Consider the following 20,394-nt stretch of genomic DNA (forward strand, 5'->3'; position numbering starts at 1 on the left):
GGGATTCCTTATGCAAATCGCAACCCCTGGACTGATCCGCGAAACCTTCCCCGTCGGCCCGTTGCAGTGCAACTGCACGATCATCGGCGACCCGATCAGCAAGAAGGCCATCGTGGTCGATCCGGGCGGCAACCATGAGCTGATCCTGGCACGCCTCGACGCACTGGGCTTGAAGGTGGTGAGCATCATCCACACCCATGCGCACCTGGATCATTTCCTGGCCTCCGGCCAGTTGAAAGAAAAGACCGGCGCCACGCTGCACCTGCACAAAGAGGATCAGTTCCTGTGGGATAACCTCGAAATGCAGTGCCAGATGTTCGGTGTGCCCTACACCCCGGTGCCGTCGCCGGATCGCTGGCTGGCCGATGATGAAGAGCTGGCCTGTGGCTGCGGCGTCGCCTTGCACACGCCTGGGCATACGCCGGGCTCGATGAGTTTCTGGTTTGCCGATGCCAAGCTGCTGATCGCCGGCGATACCTTGTTCCGGCGCGGGGTAGGGCGCACGGATTTGTGGGGCGGCGACCAGGCGACCATCGTGCGGTCGATCAAGCAGCGGCTTTATACCCTGGACGAAGGGGCGACCGTGGTGACCGGGCATGGCCCGGATACGCGCCTGGGGGATGAAATGCGCGAAAATCCGTTTGTCAGGGCCTGACAGCGCGAGGCTCTGCTAGGGTTTAGGTGAGCGTGCCGGCGTTTATCTTTTGTCACAGGTGCGCGGCGGAGTACGGAATTTTTACCGTTTGTCGCGTTCCAAACTCGGCACAGGTCCATTGCCAATGTCCTCTGCATCACAGAATGCAAAAGTAGGAGCTTCCTTCATGTTCACTTCGCGTCGTCTGCTTGTTGTTGCTACCGCGGTAGCCCTATTGTCGGGCTGTGCTTCCCCTAACCCTTACGATGGCAGCCAGGGACAGGCGGACAACGGTTCGCAAGGCATGAGCAAAACCGCCAAATACGGCGGCCTCGGCGCGCTGGCGGGTGCGTTGGCCGGTGCAGCCATTGACCATAACAACCGTGGCAAAGGCGCGCTGATCGGCGCAGCGGTAGCCGGTATCGGCGCTGCGGGTTATGGCTATTACGCTGACCAGCAGGAAAAGAAACTGCGTGAAAGCATGGCCAACACCGGCGTTGAGGTGCAGCGCCAGGGTGACCAGATCAAGTTGATCATGCCGGGCAACATCACGTTTGCGACCAACTCCGATGCTATCGCCAGCAGCTTCTACACCCCGCTGAACAACCTGGCTGGGTCACTCAAGCAGTTCAACCAGAACACCATCCAGATCGTCGGCTACACCGACAGCACCGGCAGCCGCCAACTGAACATGGACCTGTCCCAGCGTCGTGCGCAAAGCGTGGCCAATTACCTGACGTCCCAAGGTGTCAGCCCGACCAACCTGACCACCCGTGGTGCCGGCCCGGATAACCCGATTGCCAGCAACGCCGACGTCAACGGTCGTGCGCAGAACCGTCGCGTGGAGGTCAACCTCGGCCCGATCCCCGGCCAGCAGTATGGCCAGCCTGCGCAGCAACAGCAGCAGAACAACCAGTTCCAAGGCAATCCGTACCAGCAGTACCAGTAACCGTCAGCCAATAAAAAGGGCGCCGTGCAGTCAATGCACGGCGCCCTTTTTTGTGGCTGGCGTTTACGTCAGTCGATGTATTCGAACAGTTTCACAATTTTCTGTACCCCGGACACACCCTGTACCAGGTTGGTGGCGCGGGTTGCTTCCTGCTGGGTCAGCAGGCCCATGAGGTAGACGATGCCGTTGTCCGTCACAACCTTGATCCGCGAGCCGGGAATTGCGCTGTCGGTGAGCATCTGGGCCTTGATCTTGGTGGTCAGCACGGCGTCATTGCTGATTGCCAGCAGGGTGATGGGCTGCGCGACCTGCAGTTCGTTGTGGACCTTTTTCACCCGTTGCACGGTTGAGGCTGCCTGTTCGGCTTGGGTCTTGAGGTCGGCGCGCGGGGTTTGCCCGGCGAGCAGCACGATGCCGTTGAAGCTGGTCACGACGATACGCGATGCGCCGTTGCCCAGGTCGGGGGCGGCCTTGGCAACGTTGACGCCGACCTTGGTCTCGATCAGCGAGTCATCGATCTTGCTGCCAAAAGTGCGTGTGCCACGGTCGTCCTGGATAGGGGTGTCGCGGGTCGCAGTGATGGCCGAGGTGCAGCCGCTGATAGCGAGGCACAGCGTGATGGCTATAAGGCTGAGGCGGTTAACGGTCATTCTTCACTCCCGAACAGTTGGCTGTCGATCAGATCGCACAGGCAGTGGATCGTCAGCAGATGGACTTCCTGAATACGTGCAGTGACATTGGCCGGGACGCGGATCTCCACATCCTCGGGTAGCAGCAGCGAGGCCATACCGCCGCCGTCGCGCCCGGTCAATGCTACGACAATCATTTCGCGATCATGTGCGGCCTGGATCGCCTGAATAATGTTCGCCGAGTTGCCGCTGGTGGAAATGGCCAGCAACACATCGCCCGGTTGGCCGAGGGCGCGGATTTGTTTGGAAAAAATTTCGTTGTAGCTGTAGTCGTTGGCGATCGAGGTGATCGTCGACGAATCGGTGGTCAAGGCGATAGCCGGCAGGCTCGGCCGCTCGCGCTCAAAGCGGTTGAGCAGTTCGGAGGAAAAGTGCTGGGCGTCGCCGGCCGAACCACCGTTGCCGCACGAAAGCATTTTGCCTTCGTTGAGCAGGGCGTTGACCATGACCTGGCTGGCTTGCTCGATGTGCGGTGCAAGTACGTCCATCGCCTGTTGCTTGGTATCGATACTGGCCTGGAAAAGCTGGCGAATTCGGGATTGCATGTCCATCTGTGTGACCTTAAGTAGCGCGGCTGTATGGCACACGAATGTGCAGCCCGCAAAGCAAAGAGCAAAAGTGTGCGGTGAAGATGTCTGATCGGTACCGGTAACACTCAGCCGTCGAAGGCGTTGCGCAGCCAGTGCAGATCAGCGGTTCCGTGGGGGGTGCTTTGTATGGCAACCACATCGAAACGGCAGGGGGAGTCAGCCCAGCGACACTCACTGAGCAGGAAAAACTGCGCGGCGAGTATCAGCTTTTGACGTTTGCGCTCGTCGATACTGGCGAGCGCACCACCCCATTGTGCGTATTTTCTGTAGCGGACTTCGACAAATACTACTGTATCGCCGTCAAGCATGACCAGATCAAGCTCGCCGCGTTTACACAACCAGTTCTGCGCCAGCAGGCGCAGACCCTGTTGCTGCAAGTGTTCAAGAGCTTGTTGTTCGGCATCCTTGCCGCTTTGTGCGCTGGAGCGTAAGGGCATCAGCGCGGGGTATCGGGCAGGCGTTCGACCTGGCCACTGACAAACTTGGCCCACGGCATCTGGCGTTCGATCCGCTGGCTCGGGCTCATGCCCAGGTTGCCGGAAAGACCATCGATACGGGTATCAGGCAGTGCCTTGAGCTGACCCAGGCGCGGCGCCAGGCGGTAGGCATCCACGCCCATGGCGTACAGGCGGCCCAGGCTGCCATTGGCTTGTGGCCATTGGGCGGTGACCTGGTTGCGCAGTGGATCGGTGGTGTTGAGCAGCCACGGCGTTTCACAGAACATGATGCCGTTCATGTCGTTGTACTGGTTCTTGTCGCCGCTGGCACTGAACACGTGGGAAGTGGCATACACCGGCACATCGCCTGCGTATTGGAAGTTCAGCGTTGGCTTGATCTGCTGGGCCTGTTGCGGCGTCACGGCGAGGAAGATGAACTCGATGTCCTGGCGACGCGATGGCTGTGCCGCGACATCCGCGCCAACCGTGCTTTGCAGGCTCTTGGCGCGACCTTCGCTCTGGCGCAGCTTGAACAGGTCGGCGATTTGCTGGGCCAAGGCCACAGGCTGGTCGACATGTTCGACCCCAATCAGGGTGCCGCCATTGGCTTCCCAGTCCTGGCGGAAGGCCTTGAGCACGCGGTCGCCCCATTCGCCTTTCGGCACCATGGCCGCCGCGCGGTGCAGGCCGTCGGCGCGGGCGCGACGCGACACTTCGCGGGCTTCGTCCTCGGCAGCCAGGCCGAACTGGAACAGTTGCGCGGGGGCTTGGTCGCCTTCGCTGTAGTTCAGGGCCAGGGTGGTGATGGGCAGTTGCGGGCGGGCGCTGAGTTGTTTGACCAGCGGCTTCTCCAACGGGCCGATGACCAATTGCACGCCGTCAGCCTGGGCCTTTTTGTAGAACTCATCGATGGAGCTGACGCGCGAGCTGTCATAGAACTCGATGACCGGCGGCTTCTGCCCGGCCTGTTGCGCCTGGTAGTGCGCGGCCATGAAGCCTTCACGCAGGGCCTTGGCCACGCTGGCCAGCGGGCCTTGTTGCGGCAACAGCAGGGCGATCTTGTTCAATGGCTGGCTGGCCAGTTCCTTGAGCCGGGACAGCGGCATTGGCAGTTGCACTGCCGCCGGGTGCGCAGGGTTCTGCGCACGCCAGGTGTCGATGGCGGCTTGCTGCTGCTCCAGGGTGCCGGCGTTCTTCACGGCCTGGGCCAGGCTGATCCAGCCGTCGAGGACCGGGTTGCCGCTGGCCTGCAACTGCTCGCCAGGCACGGCGGCAATCAGGCTCCAGATGGCTTCATGGTTGCTGGTGGCGGCATCGCCCGTCAGCAACGGGGCCATGGCCACGCGTTCGCGGGCGGCGGCCAGGGTCTGGCCGTCGGCTTCATAGGCGCGGGCATGCACGGTGCCGGTGCGGACCTGCTGCTCCGGCGGCAACTCCTTGAGGCTTTGCAGGCTCGGATGGCTCAACGCCGTCAACGCAGCCTTGGGCTGGTTGCGGGTCATGGCCAGTTCTGCCGACAGGGTGCTGGCAAAAACCTGGGCGGCAGGCTTGAGGCTGTCCAGTGGCACTTGCGCGAGGATCTGCGCGGAGCGTCCTGGATTGTTCTGATGGAAGGCCATGTCTGCCGCGCTCAGGCGCAGCAGTGCAGCTTTTTCCGGGGTCTTGGCCGAGGTCGCCTGTTCGAGCAGTTGCTCGATGGTGGCATCCGGGGTCCGTGGGAGTTCGCCAAGGCTTGACGAGGGCGAGCTTGCGCAAGCCGCCAACAGGGCAGCCAGGCAAAGGGCAGAGAACAGCCGCAGGCAAGCGATCATGTAAGTGTTCCTGATACCGATCAAATTAGCGTGGAATTGTACCCAAGCACTGGCCGGGGCGCGATGTTACTGGCGTGAAACCGTCTATTTAGATCGTTTAAATGTTGCAGGGCGTCAGTAACCGCCGCAAACAGACCGTCTGGACGCGACCCCGTCGGCGCATTTTCTTGACGTCTACGCGCTACAATATGGCTTTTGCCAATCATCGAGGTGTGCGCTTTGACTGCTCCAGGTCCTTTGAATTCCACTGCTGGCTCGCTTTTTGTGGTGGCGACGCCCATTGGCAACCTGGACGACATCAGTGCGCGGGCGCTGAAAGTGTTGCGTGAAGCCAAGTTGATTGCGGCCGAAGACACCCGGCACTCGCTGCGCCTGATGCAGCACTTCGGTATCGCCACGCCCCTGGCGGCCTGCCATGAGCACAACGAACGTGACGAAGGCAGCCGCTTTATTACCCGCCTGCTCGCGGGCGATGACGTGGCGTTGATCTCCGATGCCGGTACCCCGCTGATCTCCGATCCTGGTTATCACCTGGTCCGCCAGGCGCGGGCCGCAGGTATCAATGTAGTCCCGGTTCCCGGGGCGTGCGCGTTGATTGCAGCCCTTTCGGCGGCGGGCTTACCGTCGGATCGTTTTATCTTCGAAGGTTTCCTGCCGGCCAAGGCCGTAGGGCGCCGGGCGCGCCTGGAGTTGTTAAAGGAAGAGCCGCGCACCCTGATCTTCTATGAGGCGCCGCACCGTATCCTTGAGTGCCTGCAAGACATGGAGCTGGTCTTCGGTGGCGAACGCCTGGCCTTGCTGGCGCGGGAGCTGACCAAGACCTTTGAAACCCTCAAGGGCCTGCCGCTGGAAGAGCTGCGTGGGTTTGTCGAGGGCGACAGCAATCAGCAGCGTGGCGAGTGCGTGGTGCTGGTTGCGGGCTGGACGGCGCCGGAAAGTGAAGATGCCGTGGGTAGCGAGGCCATGCGCGTGCTGGACCTGTTGCTCAAGGAAATGCCGCTCAAGCGTGCCGCAGCCCTGGCCGCAGAAATCACCGGTGTGCGCAAGAACGTGTTGTATCAGGCCGCACTTGATAAACAAAAGAGCGAATAGTTCCTGGGTTTGACGTGCACGACGTCGGAACATGATGGCAATGCTGTCTTTTAATACTTGTTCTAAGACGTCCGTGCCGTTAACCTTCGCGGCGGAGAGTCGATTGGACAGTCGCTGCCCTCTATGAAAATTAGGGGGGGGAGGAAAGTCCGGGCTCCATAGGGCGAAGTGCCAGGTAATGCCTGGGGGGCGTGAGCCTACGGAAAGTGCCACAGAAAATAACCGCCTAAGCACTTCGGTGCCGGTAAGGGTGAAAAGGTGCGGTAAGAGCGCACCGCGCGACTGGCAACAGTTCGTGGCTAGGTAAACCCCACTTGGAGCAAGACCAAATAGGGTTCCAAGGCGTGGCCCGCGCTGGAACCGGGTAGGTTGCTAAAGATGTCCAGTGATGGCCATCGTAGACGAATGACTGTTCAAGACAGAACCCGGCTTATAGATCGACTCTCCACCTTTTTTCCTTCTGCACGAGTCTCGGGCAGAAACCAGGTAGTAACGCAAGAATCCCTCCCTGCCAAATCATTGGCAGATGCGTCTTCGTAATACCGAAAAAATCTTACTCTTAATAAATTACTTTAAGTTCAAGCTCTAGCTCTTTGAGCTATTTGGGGTTGTTGAGTCAAAAACATCGCCGAACTCTCGTTTCTCCTCCTTTTGCGCTCCTAAATCTCCGTTCTGTAAGGCTTTTCCTTTAATCCGCGCCTTGACGGTGTGGTGGGCGCATTCCTATAGTGTGCGCAAGTGGCGGAAAGTGGCACAAAGTGGGTTTTTTGAACGTAAAACGCTAAAATTTGGAGAAACGCATCTGTGTTTCGCGGAGCTAACGCTATAAGTCTCGATGCAAAAGGCCGTCTCGCCATGCCGAGCCGGTATCGTGACGAGCTCATTTCGCGAAGTTCCGGGCAATTAATCATCACGATTGATGCCGTTGATCCCTGTTTGTGTGTTTACCCCCTCGATGAGTGGGAGTTGATTGAAACCAAGTTGCGCGCTCTGCCTTCGTTGCGTGAAGAAAACCGTCGCCTGCAACGTTTGCTGATTGGTAATGCCGTCGATCTCGAACTCGATGGCAGTGGTCGTTTCCTGGTTCCACCGCGTCTGCGCGAATACGCCAAGCTCGATAAGCGCGCGATGCTGGTAGGCCAACTGAACAAGTTCCAATTGTGGGACGAAGATGCCTGGGATGCTGTGTCTGCAGCTGACCTGGCTGCTATTCAACAACCGGGCGCCATGCCTGATGAACTGCGTGATTTGATCCTGTGACTATTGATAGCGGCTTTAACCACATCACCGTGCTGCTTGACGAAGCCGTCGAGGCTCTCGCCGTGCGCCCTGATGGCTGCTATCTGGATGGCACGTTCGGGCGCGGCGGGCACAGTCGGTTGATCCTCAGCCAGCTCGGCCCGCAGGGCAAGCTCCTCGGGTTCGACAAGGATCCCCAGGCGATTGCCACCGGGCAAGCGCTAGCGGCCGAAGACGGCCGCTTTGTCGTTGTGCAGCGCAGCTTTGCCGAGCTGGGCGCTGAAGTCGCCGAGCGGGGCATGGCGGGCAAGGTGGCCGGGGTCTTGCTGGACCTGGGCGTGTCGTCGCCGCAGTTGGACGACCCTGAGCGCGGCTTCAGTTTCATGAATGATGGCCCGCTGGACATGCGCATGGACCCGAGCCGTGGCATCAGCGCCGCGCAGTTCATCGCCACCGCACCTCACGAAGAAATCACCCGTGTGTTCAAGGAATACGGCGAAGAGCGATTCGCCGGCCGCATGGCGCGTGCCGTGGTCGAGCGCCGGGAAATCCAGCCGTTCGAACGCACTGCCGACCTGGCCGAAGTGCTGAAAGTCGCCAACCCGGCGTGGGAAAAGGGCAAGAACCCGGCAACCCGTGCGTTCCAGGGCCTGCGCATTCACGTCAACAACGAATTGGGTGACCTTGAGGCCGGCCTCGAGGCTGCCCTGGAATCCCTGGAAGTGGGCGGTCGCCTGGTGGTGATCAGCTTCCACTCCCTGGAAGACCGCATCGTCAAATTGTTCATGCGTCGCCTGGTCAAGGGCGAGACCGATAACCTGCCGCGCAACCTGCCGGTACGTTTCGAAGCCTTTGTGCCGAAAATCAAAATCCATGGCAAAGCGCAGTTCGCCTCCGAAGCCGAACTCAAGGCCAACCCACGTGCTCGCAGCGCCGTCATGCGCGTTGCGGAGAAGCTGCGGTGAGCAAGCTTTTCGCCAAGCCCCTGCCGGGCGGCAGCTTCTTTATGTTGCTGCTGTTTGTCGGCGTGCTGGTGTCCGCGATTGCGGTGTCCTACAGCGCCCACTGGAATCGCCAGTTGCTCAATAGCCTGTACGGCGAGTTGAGCGTGCGCGACAAGGCGCAGGCGGAGTGGGGCCGGTTGATCCTGGAACAAAGCACCTGGACGGCCCACAGCCGCATCGAAGTGCTGGCCGCCGAACAGCTGAAGATGCACATTCCTGGCGCGGCTGAAGTCCGCATGGTGGCGCCATGATGAAACTCGAAGGCGCACTCTACCCGTGGCGCTTCCGCGTCGTGCTGGGCTTGCTCGCACTGATGGTGGGCGCGATTGCCTGGCGCATCGTCGACCTGCAGGTGGTGGACCGCGACTTCCTGATCGGCCAGGGCGATGCCCGTAGCCTGCGTCATATCCCGATTCCTGCGCACCGCGGCCTGATCACCGACCGTAACGGCGAGCCCCTGGCTGTCAGTACCCCGGTGACCACCCTGTGGGCCAACGCCAAGGAACTGCAAGTGGCCAAGGACAAGTGGACCGAGCTGGCCCACGCCCTCGGCCAGGATCCCAGGGCCCTTAAAGAGCGCCTTGAAGCCCAGGCCAATAAAGAATTCATCTATCTGGTTCGCGGCCTCACCCCTGAACAGGGGCAAGGCGTGCTCGACCTGAAAATCCCCGGTGTCTACGGCATCGAGGAATTCCGGCGTTTCTACCCGGCCGGCGAGACCACTGCCCATATGGTCGGCTTCACCGACATTGATGACCATGGCCGCGAAGGGGTGGAACTTGCCTACGACGAATGGCTGGCCGGGGTTCCCGGCAAACGGCAGGTCATCAAGGATCGACGCGGCAGACTGATCAAGGATGTCCAGGTCACCAAAAACGCCAAGGCCGGTAAGCCCTTGGCGTTGTCGATTGACCTGCGCCTGCAATACCTGGCCAACCGTGAGCTGCGTAACGCCATCATTGAGAACGGCGCCAAGGCCGGCAGCCTGGTGATCATGGACGTGAAGACCGGTGAGATCCTCGCCATGGTCAACCAGCCGACCTACAACCCGAATAACCGTCGCAACCTGCAACCGGCGATGATGCGCAACCGCGCGATGATCGACGTGTTCGAGCCGGGTTCGACCATGAAAGCCATCTCCATGAGTGCGGCCCTGGAGTCCGGGCGCTGGAAACCGACCGACAAGGTCGAGGTCTATCCCGGCACCCTGCAACTGGGCAAATACACCATCCGCGACGTATCCCGTAGCGAAGGCCCGGTGCTGGACCTGACCGGCATCCTGATCAACTCCAGTAACGTGGGCATGAGTAAAGTCGCCTTTGATATCGGCGGCGAGACCATCTACCACCTGGCGCAGAAGATCGGCCTCGGCCAGCCCACGGGCCTGGACTTCCCGGGCGAGCGCGTCGGCAACCTGCCCAACTACCGTGAGTGGCGCAAGGCCGAGACCGCGACCCTGTCCTACGGCTATGGCCTGTCGGTGACCGCGATCCAGCTGGCCCATGCCTTTTCCGTGCTGGCCAACAATGGCCGCATGACGCCATTGAGCCTGATCCACGTTGACGAAGCGCCGAAATCCGAACAGGTCATCCCGGAAAACGTCGCCAAGACCATGCAGACCATGCTGCAGCAAGTGATCGAGGCACCGCGCGGCGTGTTCCGTGCCCAGGTGCCGGCCTATCACGTGGCCGGCAAGTCCGGTACGGCGCGTAAGACTTCGGTGGGCACCAAGGGCTATGCCGAAAACTCCTACCGTTCGCTGTTCGCCGGCTTCGGCCCGATGAGCGATCCGCGCTACGCCATCGTGGTGGTCATCGACGAACCGAGCAAGGCCGGTTACTTCGGTGGCCTGGTCTCGGCTCCCGTATTCAGCAAAGTCATGTCCGGCACCCTGCGCTTGATGAACATCACGCCGGACAACCTGCCGCCGACCCAACAAGCCAACGCCGGACCACCGGCCGCTGCTGTAAAAGCCAATGGAGGGCGCGGCTGATGTCTCTTAGCCTGAACAAGATTTTCGCCCACGCTGGTCGCGACCTATTGATTCGTGAACTGAGCCTGGACAGCCGTAACGTACGCGCCGGCGACCTGTTCCTGGCTGTGCCGGGCGGCAAGTTCGATGGCCGTGCGCATATCGCCGACGCCTTGCAGCGCGGCGCGGCGGCCGTGGCCTATGAAGTAGAAGGCGCCACCGTATTGCCGATTACCGATGTGCCGTTGATTCCGGTCAAGGGCCTGGCGGCGCAGTTGTCGGATATCGCCGGGCGTTTTTATGGCGACCCGAGCCGTCAACTCAACCTGATCGGCGTCACCGGCACCAACGGCAAGACCAGCGTCACCCAACTGGTGGCCCAGGCGCTGGACCTGCTAGGCCAGCACTGCGGCATCGTCGGCACCCTGGGCACCGGTTTCTACGGCGCGCTGCAAAGCGGCCTGCATACCACGCCGAACCCGATCGCCGTGCAGGCGACCCTGGCCGACCTGAAAAAGGCCGGGGCCAAGGCCGTCGCCATGGAAGTGTCGTCCCACGGCCTGGACCAGGGCCGGGTGACTGCGCTGGCGTTCGACGTGGCGGTGATGACCAACCTGTCCCGCGACCACCTGGACTACCACGGCAGCATGGAGGCGTACGCCGCCGCCAAGGCCAAGCTGTTCGGCTGGACTGACCTGAAGTGCCGCGTCGTGAACCTCGATGACGCATTCGGTCGCCAACTGGCCGCCGAAAAAAGCGAAGCGCGCCTGATCAGCTACAGCCTGGAAGATTCCAGCGCCTACCTGTATTGCCGCGAAGCCCAGTTCAACGATGAAGGCGTACTCGCAACGCTGGTTACGCCCCAGGGCGAACACCATCTGCGCAGCACCTTGCTCGGTCGCTTCAACCTGAGCAACGTGCTCGCAGCCATCGGCGCCTTGCTGGGTCTGGATTATGCCCTGGATGAAATCCTGCGCGTATTGCCCAAGCTCGAAGGCCCGGCCGGGCGCATGCAGCGCCTGGGCGGCGGGACGCAACCGCTGGTGGTGGTCGATTACGCCCACACCCCGGATGCCCTGGAAAAAGTCCTCGAAGCCCTGCGTCCTCATGCCAAGGGCAAGTTGTTGTGCCTGTTCGGCTGCGGCGGCGACCGCGATCGCGGCAAACGCCCGCTGATGGCCGAGATCGTCGAGCGCCTGGCCGACGGCGTGCTGGTCACCGATGACAACCCGCGCAGCGAAGCGCCGAGCCAGATTTTCGACGATATCCGCGCAGGCTTCAAAGACGCCTCCCAAGTGACTTTTGTTGCCGGCCGCGCCGCCGCCATTGCCCAGTTGATTGCCAGCGCCAGCGCTGACGACGTGGTGGTCCTGGCCGGTAAAGGCCATGAGGACTACCAGGAAATCAACGGCGAGCGCCATGCTTTCTCCGATCTGGTCGAGGCCGATCGCGCCTTGACCGCATGGGAGGTGGCCCATGCTTAAGGCCATGCAGTTCAGCGAACTGACCCAGGCTTTGTCGGCCCGTGTGTTGTCGAGTGATTGCAGCTTCGACGGCGTCAGTATCGACAGTCGCAACATCAAGCCGGGGCAACTGTTCGTCGCCCTGGCCGGCCCGCGCTTCGACGGGCATGACTATTTGAATGAGGTGGCCGCCAAAGGCGCGGTCGGCGCCCTGGTGCAGCGTGAAGTCACTGACTCGACACTGCCGCAGTTGCTGGTGGCCGACACCCGCCTGGCCCTTGGCCAGCTGGGTGCACTGAACCGCGCAGCGTTCACCAACCCGGTGGCGGCGATCACCGGTTCCAGCGGCAAGACCACGGTCAAGGAACTGCTCGCCGGTATCCTGCGCACGCGCGGGCCGGTGCTGGCGACCCGTGGCAACCTCAACAATGATTTTGGCGCACCGCTGACCCTGCTGGAACTGGCCCCGGAACATACCGCCGCCGTGATCGAGCTGGGCGCGTCGCGCATTGGCGAAATTGCCTACACGGTGGCCATGACCCGGCCACACGTTGCGATTATCAACAACGCCGGTACCGCCCACGTTGGCGAGTTTGGCGGCCCCGAGAAGATCGTCCAGGCCAAGGGTGAAATCCTTGAGGGGCTGGACGCTTCCGGCATCGCCGTATTGAACCTCGATGACAAGGCCTTCGAAACCTGGCGTGTACGTGCCGCCGGGCGCAAGGTCCTGAGCTTCGCCGTGCACAACGCCGCGGCCGATTTCCATGCATCGAACATCACGCTCGACGCCCGTGGCTGCCCGGCCTTCACCCTGCACAGCCCGCAAGGTGACGAACACGTGCAACTGAACCTGCTGGGCAACCATAACGTTGCCAACGCCCTGGCCGCCGCCGCCGCGGCTTACGCCCTGGGCGTGTCGCTGTTCGGCATTGCCACCGGCCTTGGCGCAGTGCAACCGGTCAAGGGCCGTACCGTGGCGCAATTGGCGACCAACGGCATGCGCGTGATTGACGACACTTACAACGCCAACCAGTCCTCGATCTGCGCGGCCATTGACCTGCTCAAAGGCTTCGACGGTCGCAAGGTACTGGTGCTGGGGGATATCGCCGAGCTGGGCGAATGGGCCGAACAGTCCCACCGTGAAGTCGGTGCCTACGCCAGTGGCAAAGTCGACGCCCTCTACGCCGTCGGCCCGAACATGGCCCATGCCGTCGCCGCTTTCGGTTTGGGCGCGCGGCACTTCGCGACCCAGGCCGAGTTGATCCAGGCGCTGGGCGTGGTCGAACAAGACAAACACACAACTATTTTGATCAAGGGATCGCGCAGCGCGGTGATGGAAAACGTCGTCGCGGCCTTGTGTGGCTCAAGTACGGAGAAACATTAATGCTGCTGCTGCTGGCTGAGTATCTGCAACAGTTCCACAAAGGCTTCGCGGTCTTTCAGTACCTGACCCTGCGCGGGATCCTGGGTGTGCTGACCGCGCTGTGTTTGTCGCTGTTTCTCGGGCCATGGATGATCCGTACCCTGCAAAACCTGCAGATCGGCCAGTCCGTGCGTAATGACGGCCCGCAGTCGCACCTGTCCAAGTCCGGCACACCGACCATGGGCGGTGCGTTGATCCTGTCGTCCATCGGCATCAGCACCTTGCTCTGGGCCGACCTGGCCAACCGCTACGTCTGGGTGGTGTTGCTGGTGACCCTGCTGTTCGGCGCCATCGGCTGGGTCGATGACTACCGCAAGGTGATCGAGAAGAACTCCAAGGGCCTGCCAAGCCGCTGGAAGTATTTCTGGCAATCGGTGTTCGGCCTGGGCGCGGCGATCTTCCTTTATATGACTGCGCCAAGCGCGGTGGAAACCACCCTGATTTTCCCGATGCTCAAGGACGCCAGTATCCCGCTGGGTATTGGCTTCGTGGTGCTGACCTACTTTGTGATCGTCGGCTCCAGCAACGCGGTCAACCTGACCGATGGCCTTGATGGCCTGGCGATCATGCCGACCGTCATGGTGGGCGGCGCCCTGGGCATCTTCTGCTACCTGTCGGGTAACGTGAAATTCGCTGAATACCTGCTGATCCCGTATGTACCGGGCGCGGGTGAATTGATTGTGTTCTGCGGCGCGCTGATCGGTGCCGGGCTGGGCTTCCTGTGGTTCAACACCTATCCGGCCCAGGTGTTCATGGGCGACGTCGGCGCCCTGGCGCTGGGTGCGGCCCTGGGCACCATTGCCGTGATCGTGCGCCAGGAAATCGTCCTGTTCATCATGGGCGGCGTGTTCGTGATGGAGACCCTGTCGGTGGTGATCCAGGTTGCGTCCTTCAAGTTGACCGGCCGCCGCGTGTTTCGCATGGCGCCGATTCATCACCACTTTGAACTCAAGGGCTGGCCGGAGCCACGGGTGATCGTCCGTTTCTGGATCATCACCGTGATTCTTGTGCTGGTTGGCCTTGCCACCCTGAAACTGAGGTAGAAACGAGTGTCCCTGATCGCTTCAGACCACTTCCGCATCGTTGTCGGCCTCGGCAAGAGCGGCATGTCCCTGGTTCGCTTCCTGGCGAACCGGGGCACGTCGTTTGCCGTGGCCGATACGCGGGAAAATCCACCGGAGCTGGTCACGCTGCGCCGTGACTACCCGCACGTGGAAGTGCGTTGTGGCGAGTTGGATATCGAGTTTCTGTGCCGTGCCGACGAGCTCTACGTGAGCCCCGGCCTGGCCCTGGCGACCCCGGCCCTGCAAGCGGCAGCGGCGCGCGGCGTGAAGTTGTCCGGCGATATCGAGCTGTTTGCGCGTAACGCCAAGGCGCCCATCGTGGCGATCAGCGGTTCCAACGCCAAGAGCACCGTCACCACCCTGGTTGGCGAAATGGCGGCTGCGGCCGGCAAGCGCGTGGCCGTGGGCGGTAACCTGGGTACGCCGGCGCTGGATTTGCTCAGCGACGATATCGAGCTGTACGTCATGGAGTTGTCGAGCTTCCAACTGGAGACCACCGATCAACTCGGCGCCGAAGTGGCCACCGTGTTGAACGTCAGCGAAGACCATATGGACCGCTACAGTGGCCTGCCGGCTTATCACCTGGCCAAGCACCGGATCTTCCGTGGTGCGCGCCAGGTAGTGGTCAACCGCCAGGATGCCCTGAGCCGTCCGTTGATGGGCGAGGGCCTGCCATGCTGGACCTTCGGCCTGAGCAAACCCGATTTCAAGGCCTTTGGTATCCGTGAAGAGAATGGCGAGAAATACCTGGCCTTCGAATTCCAGAACCTGATGCCGGTGCGTGAACTGAAAATCCGTGGCGCCCACAACCAGTCCAATGCCCTCGCGGCGTTGGCGTTGGGGCATGCGGTCGGCTTGCCGTTCGACGCGATGCTGTCGAGCCTGCGCACCTTCGCCGGCCTCGAACACCGCTGCCAGTGGGTGCGCGACCTGGATGGCGTGAGCTACTACAACGATTCCAAGGCCACCAATGTCGGCGCCGCGCTGGCCGCCATCGAAGGCCTGGGGGCCGATATCGACGGCAAACTGCTGCTAATCGCCGGTGGCGATGGCAAGGGTGCCGACTTCAAGGACCTCAAGGGCCCGGTGGCTGCTCATTGCCGTGCCGTGGTGCTGATGGGTCGTGACAGCGACTTGATCGCCGCCGCCCTGGGTGACGCGGTGCCGCAAGTGCGCGCCACTTCCCTGGACGATGCCATCGCTCAGTGCCGCGCCCTGGCCCAGCCCGGCGATGCCGTGCTGCTGTCGCCGGCGTGCGCCAGTTTCGACATGTTCAAGAACTACGAAGAGCGCGGCCAGTTGTTCGCTCGCGCCGTGGAGGGCTTGGCATGAGTCTGGACCTGAAGAACATTATCAAGCCGTACCCATCGCCGATCATCACTGGGCGCGGGATCGACCTCGACTTCCCAATGCTCGCCGGGTGCCTGGCGCTGCTGGGCCTGGGCCTGGTGATGATCACCTCGGCGTCCTCGGAAGTGGCCGCCGTACAGTCGGGCAACACCCTGTACCACATGATCCGCCACCTGATTTACCTGGTGATCGGCCTCGGTGCGTGCATCGTCACCATGATGATTCCCATCGCCACCTGGCAGCGCCTGGGTTGGCTGATGCTGATTGGCGCCTTCGGCCTGCTGGTGATGGTGATCGTCCCCGGCATCGGTCGCGAGGTGAATGGGTCGATGCGCTGGATCGGCTTCGGCGCGTTCAACGTGCAGCCGTCGGAAATCGCCAAGGTCTTCGTGGTGATTTACCTGGCGGGCTACCTGGTGCGCCGCCAGAAAGAAGTGCGGGAAAGCTGGATGGGCTTCTTCAAGCCCTTCATCGTGCTGCTGCCCATGGCTGGCCTGTTGCTGATGGAACCGGACTTCGGCGCCACCGTGGTGATGATGGGCGCCGCCGCCGCGATGCTGTTCCTCGGTGGGGTGGGCTTGTTCCGCTTTGCCCTGATGGTTGGGCTCGCCGTGGCGGCCGTAACGATCCTGGTGCAGGCGCAACCCTATCGGATGGCGCGTCTGATCACCTTTACCGACCCCTGGTCCGACCAGTTCGGTTCCGGCTACCAGTTGACCCAGGCGCTGATTGCCTTCGGTCGCGGCGAGTGGCTGGGCGTGGGCCTGGGCAACAGTGTGCAGAAGCAGTTCTACCTGCCGGAAGCCCATACCGACTTCGTGTTCTCGGTACTGGCCGAAGAGCTGGGCGTGGTTGGCTCCCTGGTCACCGTCGGGCTGTTCGTGTTCGTCTGTGTGCGGGCCATGTACATCGGCCTGTGGGCCGAGAAAGCCAAACAATTCTTTGCCGCCTATGTGGCGTACGGCCTGGCCTTCCTGTGGATCGGCCAGTTCTTGATCAACATTGGCGTGAACGTTGGCTTGCTGCCGACCAAGGGCCTGACCTTGCCGTTCCTCAGCTACGGTGGCAGCTCGTTGGTGATCTGCTGTGCCTGTCTCGGCTTGTTACTGCGTATCGAGTGGGAGAGTCGAACCCATTTGGGCAGCGAAGAGATGGAATTCAGCGAGAGCGATTTTGCCGAGGAGCCGACCCATGGGCGCTAACGTGCTGATCATGGCCGGCGGCACCGGCGGCCACGTGTTCCCGGCGCTGGCCTGTGCCCGTGAGTTCCAGGCCCGTGGCTACACCGTGCATTGGCTGGGCACGCCCCGTGGCATTGAAAATGAACTGGTCCCGGCGGCCGGTTTGCGCCTGCATCTGATCAACGTCAGCGGCCTGCGCGGCAAGAGCAAATTGTCCCTGCTCAAGGCGCCGTTCGTGTTGCTCAAGGCTGTGTGGCAGGCGCGCAAGGTCATTCGCGAATTGAAGCCGGTCTGCGTGCTGGGCTTTGGTGGCTATGTCACCGGTCCCGGGGGTGTGGCCGCGCGCTTGGCCGGTGTGCCGGTGATCGTTCACGAGCAAAACGCTGTGGCCGGTACTGCCAACAGGCTGTTGGCGCCGTTGGCGGCACGGGTCTGCGAGGCGTTCCCGAATACGTTTGCGGCCATGGACAAGCGCCGCACCACCGGCAACCCGGTGCGTACCGAACTGTTCATGGACATTGCCCGCCAGGCCTTGGCCGGGCGCAAGGCGCATCTGCTGATCCTCGGTGGAAGCCTGGGCGCCGAGCCGCTGAACAAACTGCTGCCGCAGGCATTGGCGCAGTTGCCTGTGGAGCTGCGTCCCGAGATCTTCCATCAGGCAGGCAAGAACCACGATGAAGTGACCGCCGCCCGCTATCGCGAGGCCGGTGTCGAGGCGACCGTAGAGCCCTTCATCAAAGACATGGCCCATGCCTATGGCTGGGCCGACCTGGTGGTCTGTCGCGCAGGTGCGTTGACCGTCAGTGAACTGGCCGCCGCCGGTCTGCCGTCCTTGCTGGTGCCCTTGCCCCATGCGATCGACGATCACCAGACCCGCAACGCCGAATATTTGGCCGGGGAGGGCGCTGCCTTCCTGCTGCCGCAAAGAACGACTGGCGCCGCCGATCTGGCCGCACGCCTGACTGAGGTTTTGATGCAACCCGAACGACTGAACAGCATGGCGAGCACCGCAAGCCGCCTGGCCAAACCCGACGCCACCCGCAGCGTGGTCGATATCTGCCTGGAGGTGGCCCATGGTTGAGAATCAAAAAGCCATGCCGCAACCGGAAATGCGCCGCATCCGTCGCATCCACTTCGTCGGTATCGGCGGCGTGGGCATGTGCGGGATTGCCGAGGTGTTGCTGAACCTGGGTTACCAGGTCTCCGGCTCCGACCTCAAGACCTCGTCGGTCACCGAGCGCCTGGAATCGTTTGGCGCGCAGATCTTTATCGGCCACCGTGCCGAGAACGCGGCGCAGGCTGATGTTTTGGTGGTCTCCAGCGCCGTGAACACCTCCAACCCGGAAGTGGCCACCGCCCTTGAGCGGCGCATTCCCGTGGTGCCCCGCGCCGAGATGCTGGCCGAGCTGATGCGTTATCGCCACGGCATCGCCGTCGCCGGTACCCACGGCAAGACCACCACCACCAGCCTGATCGCCTCGGTGTTCGCCGCCGGCGGCCTGGACCCGACCTTCGTGATCGGTGGCCGGCTGAATGCAGCAGGTACCAATGCACAACTGGGTACCAGCCGTTATCTGATTGCCGAAGCCGATGAAAGCGATGCCAGCTTCCTGCATCTGCAGCCGCTGGTGGCCGTGGTCACCAACATCGACGCCGACCATATGGCGACCTACGACGGCGACTTCAACAAGTTGAAGAAAACCTTCGTCGAGTTCCTGCATAACCTGCCGTTCTACGGTCTGGCCGTGGTGTGCCTGGACGATCCGGTAGTGCGCGAAATCCTGCCGCTGGTCAAGCGCCCGACCGTGACCTACGGCTTCAGCGAAGACGCTGACGTGCGCGCGATCAATGTTCGCCAGCAAGGCATGCAGACGTTCTTCACCGTGCTGCGCCCGGATCGCGAGCCCTTGGATGTGTCGGTGAACATGCCGGGCAACCACAATGTGCTCAATTCCCTGGCGACCATCTGCATCGCCACCGACGAAGGCGTCAGCGATGAAGCCATTGTCGAAGGCCTGTCGGGCTTTGCCGGCGTGGGCCGACGCTTCCAGGTCTACGGCCAGTTGCCGGTAGACGGCGGCGACGTGATGCTGGTGGACGACTACGGTCACCACCCGACCGAAGTCGCGGCCGTGATCAAGGCTGTGCGTGGTGGCTGGCCAGAGCGTCGCCTGGTGATGGTCTACCAGCCGCACCGCTACAGCCGTACCCGCGACCTGTACGACGACTTCGTAAATGTATTGGCCGATGCCAACGTATTGCTGCTGATGGAAGTCTACCCGGCCGGTGAAGAACCGATCCCCGGTGCCGATAGCCGCAAGCTGTGCAACAGCATCCGCCAGCGTGGGCAACTGGACCCGATCTATATCGAGCGAGGCGTGGACCTGGCTCCGATCGTCAAGCCGCTGCTGCGCGCCGGCGACATCCTGCTGTGCCAGGGTGCCGGTGATATCGGCGGCCTTGCCCCTAAATTGCTGGCGAGCCCGCTGTTTGCCGCCGCCTCTGTACAGGGGAAGTCGAAATGACTACGAATTACGCCTCCCTGTTCTCCACCATCGCACCTGCCGACTTCGGTCGCGTGGCCGTGTTGTTCGGCGGCAAGAGTGCTGAGCGTGAAGTCTCGCTCAAGTCCGGCAATGCCGTGCTCCAGGCGCTGCAAAGCGCCGGTGTGAACGCCTTTGGTATCGACGTGGGCGATGACTTCCTCGCCCGCCTGCAGGCCGAGAAGATCGACCGCGCCTTCATCATCCTGCACGGCCGAGGCGGTGAAGACGGCAGCATGCAGGGCCTGCTGGAGTGCGCCGGCATTCCCTACACAGGCAGTGGCATCCTCGCTTCGGCCCTGGCCATGGACAAGTTGCGCACCAAGCAGGTGTGGCACAGCCTGGGCATTCCGACGCCGCGTCACAGCGTTCTGTGCAGTGAAGACGATTGTATTTCTGCAGCCAAGGAACTGGGCCTGCCTTTGATCGTCAAACCAGCCCATGAAGGCTCCAGTATCGGCATGGCTAAAGTGAACTCGGCCGCCGAATTGATCGACGCATGGAAAGCGGCAAGTACCTACGATTCGCAAGTGTTGGTGGAACAGTGGATCCAGGGTCCCGAGTACACCATCGCCACCCTGCGTGGCCAGGTATTGCCGCCCATCGCATTGGGCACGCCCCACACCTTTTACGACTACGACGCCAAGTACCTGGCCTCCGATACCCAGTACCGGATCCCGTGCGGGCTCGATGCAACCAAAGAGCAGGAATTGATGGACCTCACGGCGAAAGCCTGTGAGGCGTTGGGTATCGCGGGTTGGGCGCGGGCAGACGTGATGCAGGATGACCAGGGGAACTTCTGGTTCCTGGAAGTCAACACCGCGCCGGGTATGACCGACCACAGCCTGGTGCCCATGGCTGCACGCGCGGCCGGCTTGGACTTCCAGCAATTGGTGCTGGCGATCCTGGCGGCCAGTTATGTGGCCAGTAATGAAGAGGCACGAGGTTAAGAC

At 61.9% G+C, this 20,394-nt stretch carries 19 protein-coding genes and 1 other RNA gene; 16 read left to right on the top strand and 4 right to left on the bottom strand.

Annotation, left to right across the window (positions count from 1 at the left end):
* Positions 1-10 precede the first annotated feature (10 nt).
* The gene (locus tag HBO12_RS06630) at positions 11-655 is read left to right on the top strand and encodes an MBL fold metallo-hydrolase (protein ID WP_169956366.1); all 645 of its coding nucleotides are present in this window, start codon (positions 11-13) and stop codon (positions 653-655) included.
* Between the two features lie 166 nt (positions 656-821).
* The gene (locus HBO12_RS06635) at positions 822-1,583 is read left to right on the top strand and encodes a YiaD family glycine zipper/OmpA-like lipoprotein (protein WP_029297808.1); all 762 of its coding nucleotides are present in this window, start codon (positions 822-824) and stop codon (positions 1,581-1,583) included.
* 68 nt (positions 1,584-1,651) lie between these two features.
* Here the strand turns inward: HBO12_RS06635 and HBO12_RS06640 are convergent, their stop codons facing one another.
* The 4 genes from HBO12_RS06640 to HBO12_RS06655 all read right to left on the bottom strand — a co-directional run bounded on the left by HBO12_RS06640 (position 1,652) and on the right by HBO12_RS06655 (position 5,110).
* A complete protein-coding gene (locus tag HBO12_RS06640; RefSeq protein ID WP_169956365.1) occupies positions 1,652-2,233 on the bottom strand; it encodes a BON domain-containing protein in 582 nt (193 codons plus the stop codon).
* Positions 2,230-2,823 carry a phosphoheptose isomerase gene (locus HBO12_RS06645; protein ID WP_003171862.1) on the bottom strand — a complete coding sequence of 198 codons (594 nt, stop codon included), beginning with the start codon at positions 2,821-2,823 and terminating at the stop codon, positions 2,230-2,232. Before HBO12_RS06645 ends, HBO12_RS06640 begins: the two co-directional genes overlap by 4 nt.
* A 104-nt stretch (positions 2,824-2,927) precedes the next feature.
* Positions 2,928-3,299, bottom strand: a complete 372-nt coding sequence (locus tag HBO12_RS06650) for a YraN family protein (RefSeq protein ID WP_170041752.1) — start codon at positions 3,297-3,299, stop codon at positions 2,928-2,930.
* The gene (locus HBO12_RS06655) at positions 3,299-5,110 is read right to left on the bottom strand and encodes a penicillin-binding protein activator (protein WP_170041753.1); all 1,812 of its coding nucleotides are present in this window, start codon (positions 5,108-5,110) and stop codon (positions 3,299-3,301) included. The genes HBO12_RS06650 and HBO12_RS06655 overlap by 1 nt, the downstream gene beginning before the upstream one ends.
* 219 nt (positions 5,111-5,329) lie before the next feature.
* On the opposite strand from HBO12_RS06655, the gene rsmI reads away from it, so the two are divergent.
* From rsmI to HBO12_RS06725, 14 genes are all read left to right on the top strand, one after another.
* Positions 5,330-6,202: a 16S rRNA (cytidine(1402)-2'-O)-methyltransferase gene (gene rsmI / locus HBO12_RS06660; RefSeq protein WP_169956359.1), complete on the top strand. Its 873-nt coding sequence runs from the start codon at positions 5,330-5,332 to the stop codon at positions 6,200-6,202.
* Positions 6,203-6,297: 95 nt separating this feature from the next.
* Positions 6,298-6,651: RNase P RNA component class A (rnpB, locus tag HBO12_RS06665), an RNA gene on the top strand.
* A gap of 355 nt (positions 6,652-7,006) precedes the next feature.
* Entirely contained in the window at positions 7,007-7,462 is a 456-nt protein-coding gene (gene mraZ / locus HBO12_RS06670; RefSeq protein WP_003171868.1) for a division/cell wall cluster transcriptional repressor MraZ, read from the top strand.
* A complete protein-coding gene (gene rsmH, locus HBO12_RS06675) occupies positions 7,459-8,406 on the top strand; it encodes a 16S rRNA (cytosine(1402)-N(4))-methyltransferase RsmH (RefSeq protein ID WP_463671602.1) in 948 nt (315 codons plus the stop codon). The genes mraZ and rsmH overlap by 4 nt, the downstream gene beginning before the upstream one ends.
* Positions 8,403-8,696 carry a cell division protein FtsL gene (gene ftsL, locus HBO12_RS06680; protein ID WP_169956357.1) on the top strand — a complete coding sequence of 98 codons (294 nt, stop codon included), beginning with the start codon at positions 8,403-8,405 and terminating at the stop codon, positions 8,694-8,696. The genes rsmH and ftsL overlap by 4 nt, the downstream gene beginning before the upstream one ends.
* A complete protein-coding gene (locus HBO12_RS06685; RefSeq protein WP_170041954.1) occupies positions 8,696-10,438 on the top strand; it encodes a peptidoglycan D,D-transpeptidase FtsI family protein in 1,743 nt (580 codons plus the stop codon). Before ftsL ends, HBO12_RS06685 begins: the two co-directional genes overlap by 1 nt.
* Complete coding sequence (locus HBO12_RS06690; RefSeq protein ID WP_170041754.1) at positions 10,438-11,901, top strand: UDP-N-acetylmuramoyl-L-alanyl-D-glutamate--2,6-diaminopimelate ligase; 1,464 nt, start codon at positions 10,438-10,440, stop codon at positions 11,899-11,901. Before HBO12_RS06685 ends, HBO12_RS06690 begins: the two co-directional genes overlap by 1 nt.
* The gene (locus tag HBO12_RS06695; protein WP_170041755.1) at positions 11,894-13,264 is read left to right on the top strand and encodes a UDP-N-acetylmuramoyl-tripeptide--D-alanyl-D-alanine ligase; all 1,371 of its coding nucleotides are present in this window, start codon (positions 11,894-11,896) and stop codon (positions 13,262-13,264) included. The genes HBO12_RS06690 and HBO12_RS06695 overlap by 8 nt, the downstream gene beginning before the upstream one ends.
* On the top strand, positions 13,264-14,346 hold the full coding sequence (gene mraY, locus HBO12_RS06700; protein ID WP_029297824.1) for a phospho-N-acetylmuramoyl-pentapeptide-transferase: 1,083 nt from the start codon (positions 13,264-13,266) through the stop codon (positions 14,344-14,346). Before HBO12_RS06695 ends, mraY begins: the two co-directional genes overlap by 1 nt.
* 6 nt (positions 14,347-14,352) lie before the next feature.
* Positions 14,353-15,699 carry a UDP-N-acetylmuramoyl-L-alanine--D-glutamate ligase gene (murD, locus tag HBO12_RS06705; RefSeq protein WP_170041756.1) on the top strand — a complete coding sequence of 449 codons (1,347 nt, stop codon included), beginning with the start codon at positions 14,353-14,355 and terminating at the stop codon, positions 15,697-15,699.
* Positions 15,696-16,919: a putative lipid II flippase FtsW gene (gene ftsW / locus HBO12_RS06710; protein ID WP_154842205.1), complete on the top strand. Its 1,224-nt coding sequence runs from the start codon at positions 15,696-15,698 to the stop codon at positions 16,917-16,919. The genes murD and ftsW overlap by 4 nt, the downstream gene beginning before the upstream one ends.
* Complete coding sequence (murG, locus tag HBO12_RS06715) at positions 16,909-17,979, top strand: undecaprenyldiphospho-muramoylpentapeptide beta-N-acetylglucosaminyltransferase (protein ID WP_169956351.1); 1,071 nt, start codon at positions 16,909-16,911, stop codon at positions 17,977-17,979. Before ftsW ends, murG begins: the two co-directional genes overlap by 11 nt.
* Positions 17,972-19,423, top strand: a complete 1,452-nt coding sequence (gene murC, locus HBO12_RS06720) for a UDP-N-acetylmuramate--L-alanine ligase (RefSeq protein WP_170041757.1) — start codon at positions 17,972-17,974, stop codon at positions 19,421-19,423. The genes murG and murC overlap by 8 nt, the downstream gene beginning before the upstream one ends.
* The gene (locus HBO12_RS06725; RefSeq protein WP_170041758.1) at positions 19,420-20,391 is read left to right on the top strand and encodes a D-alanine--D-alanine ligase; all 972 of its coding nucleotides are present in this window, start codon (positions 19,420-19,422) and stop codon (positions 20,389-20,391) included. The genes murC and HBO12_RS06725 overlap by 4 nt, the downstream gene beginning before the upstream one ends.
* The last annotated feature ends 3 nt before the right edge of the window (positions 20,392-20,394 follow it).

The organism is Pseudomonas sp. WS 5059 (assembly GCF_012985525.1).
In the GTDB taxonomy this organism is placed as follows: domain Bacteria; phylum Pseudomonadota; class Gammaproteobacteria; order Pseudomonadales; family Pseudomonadaceae; genus Aquipseudomonas.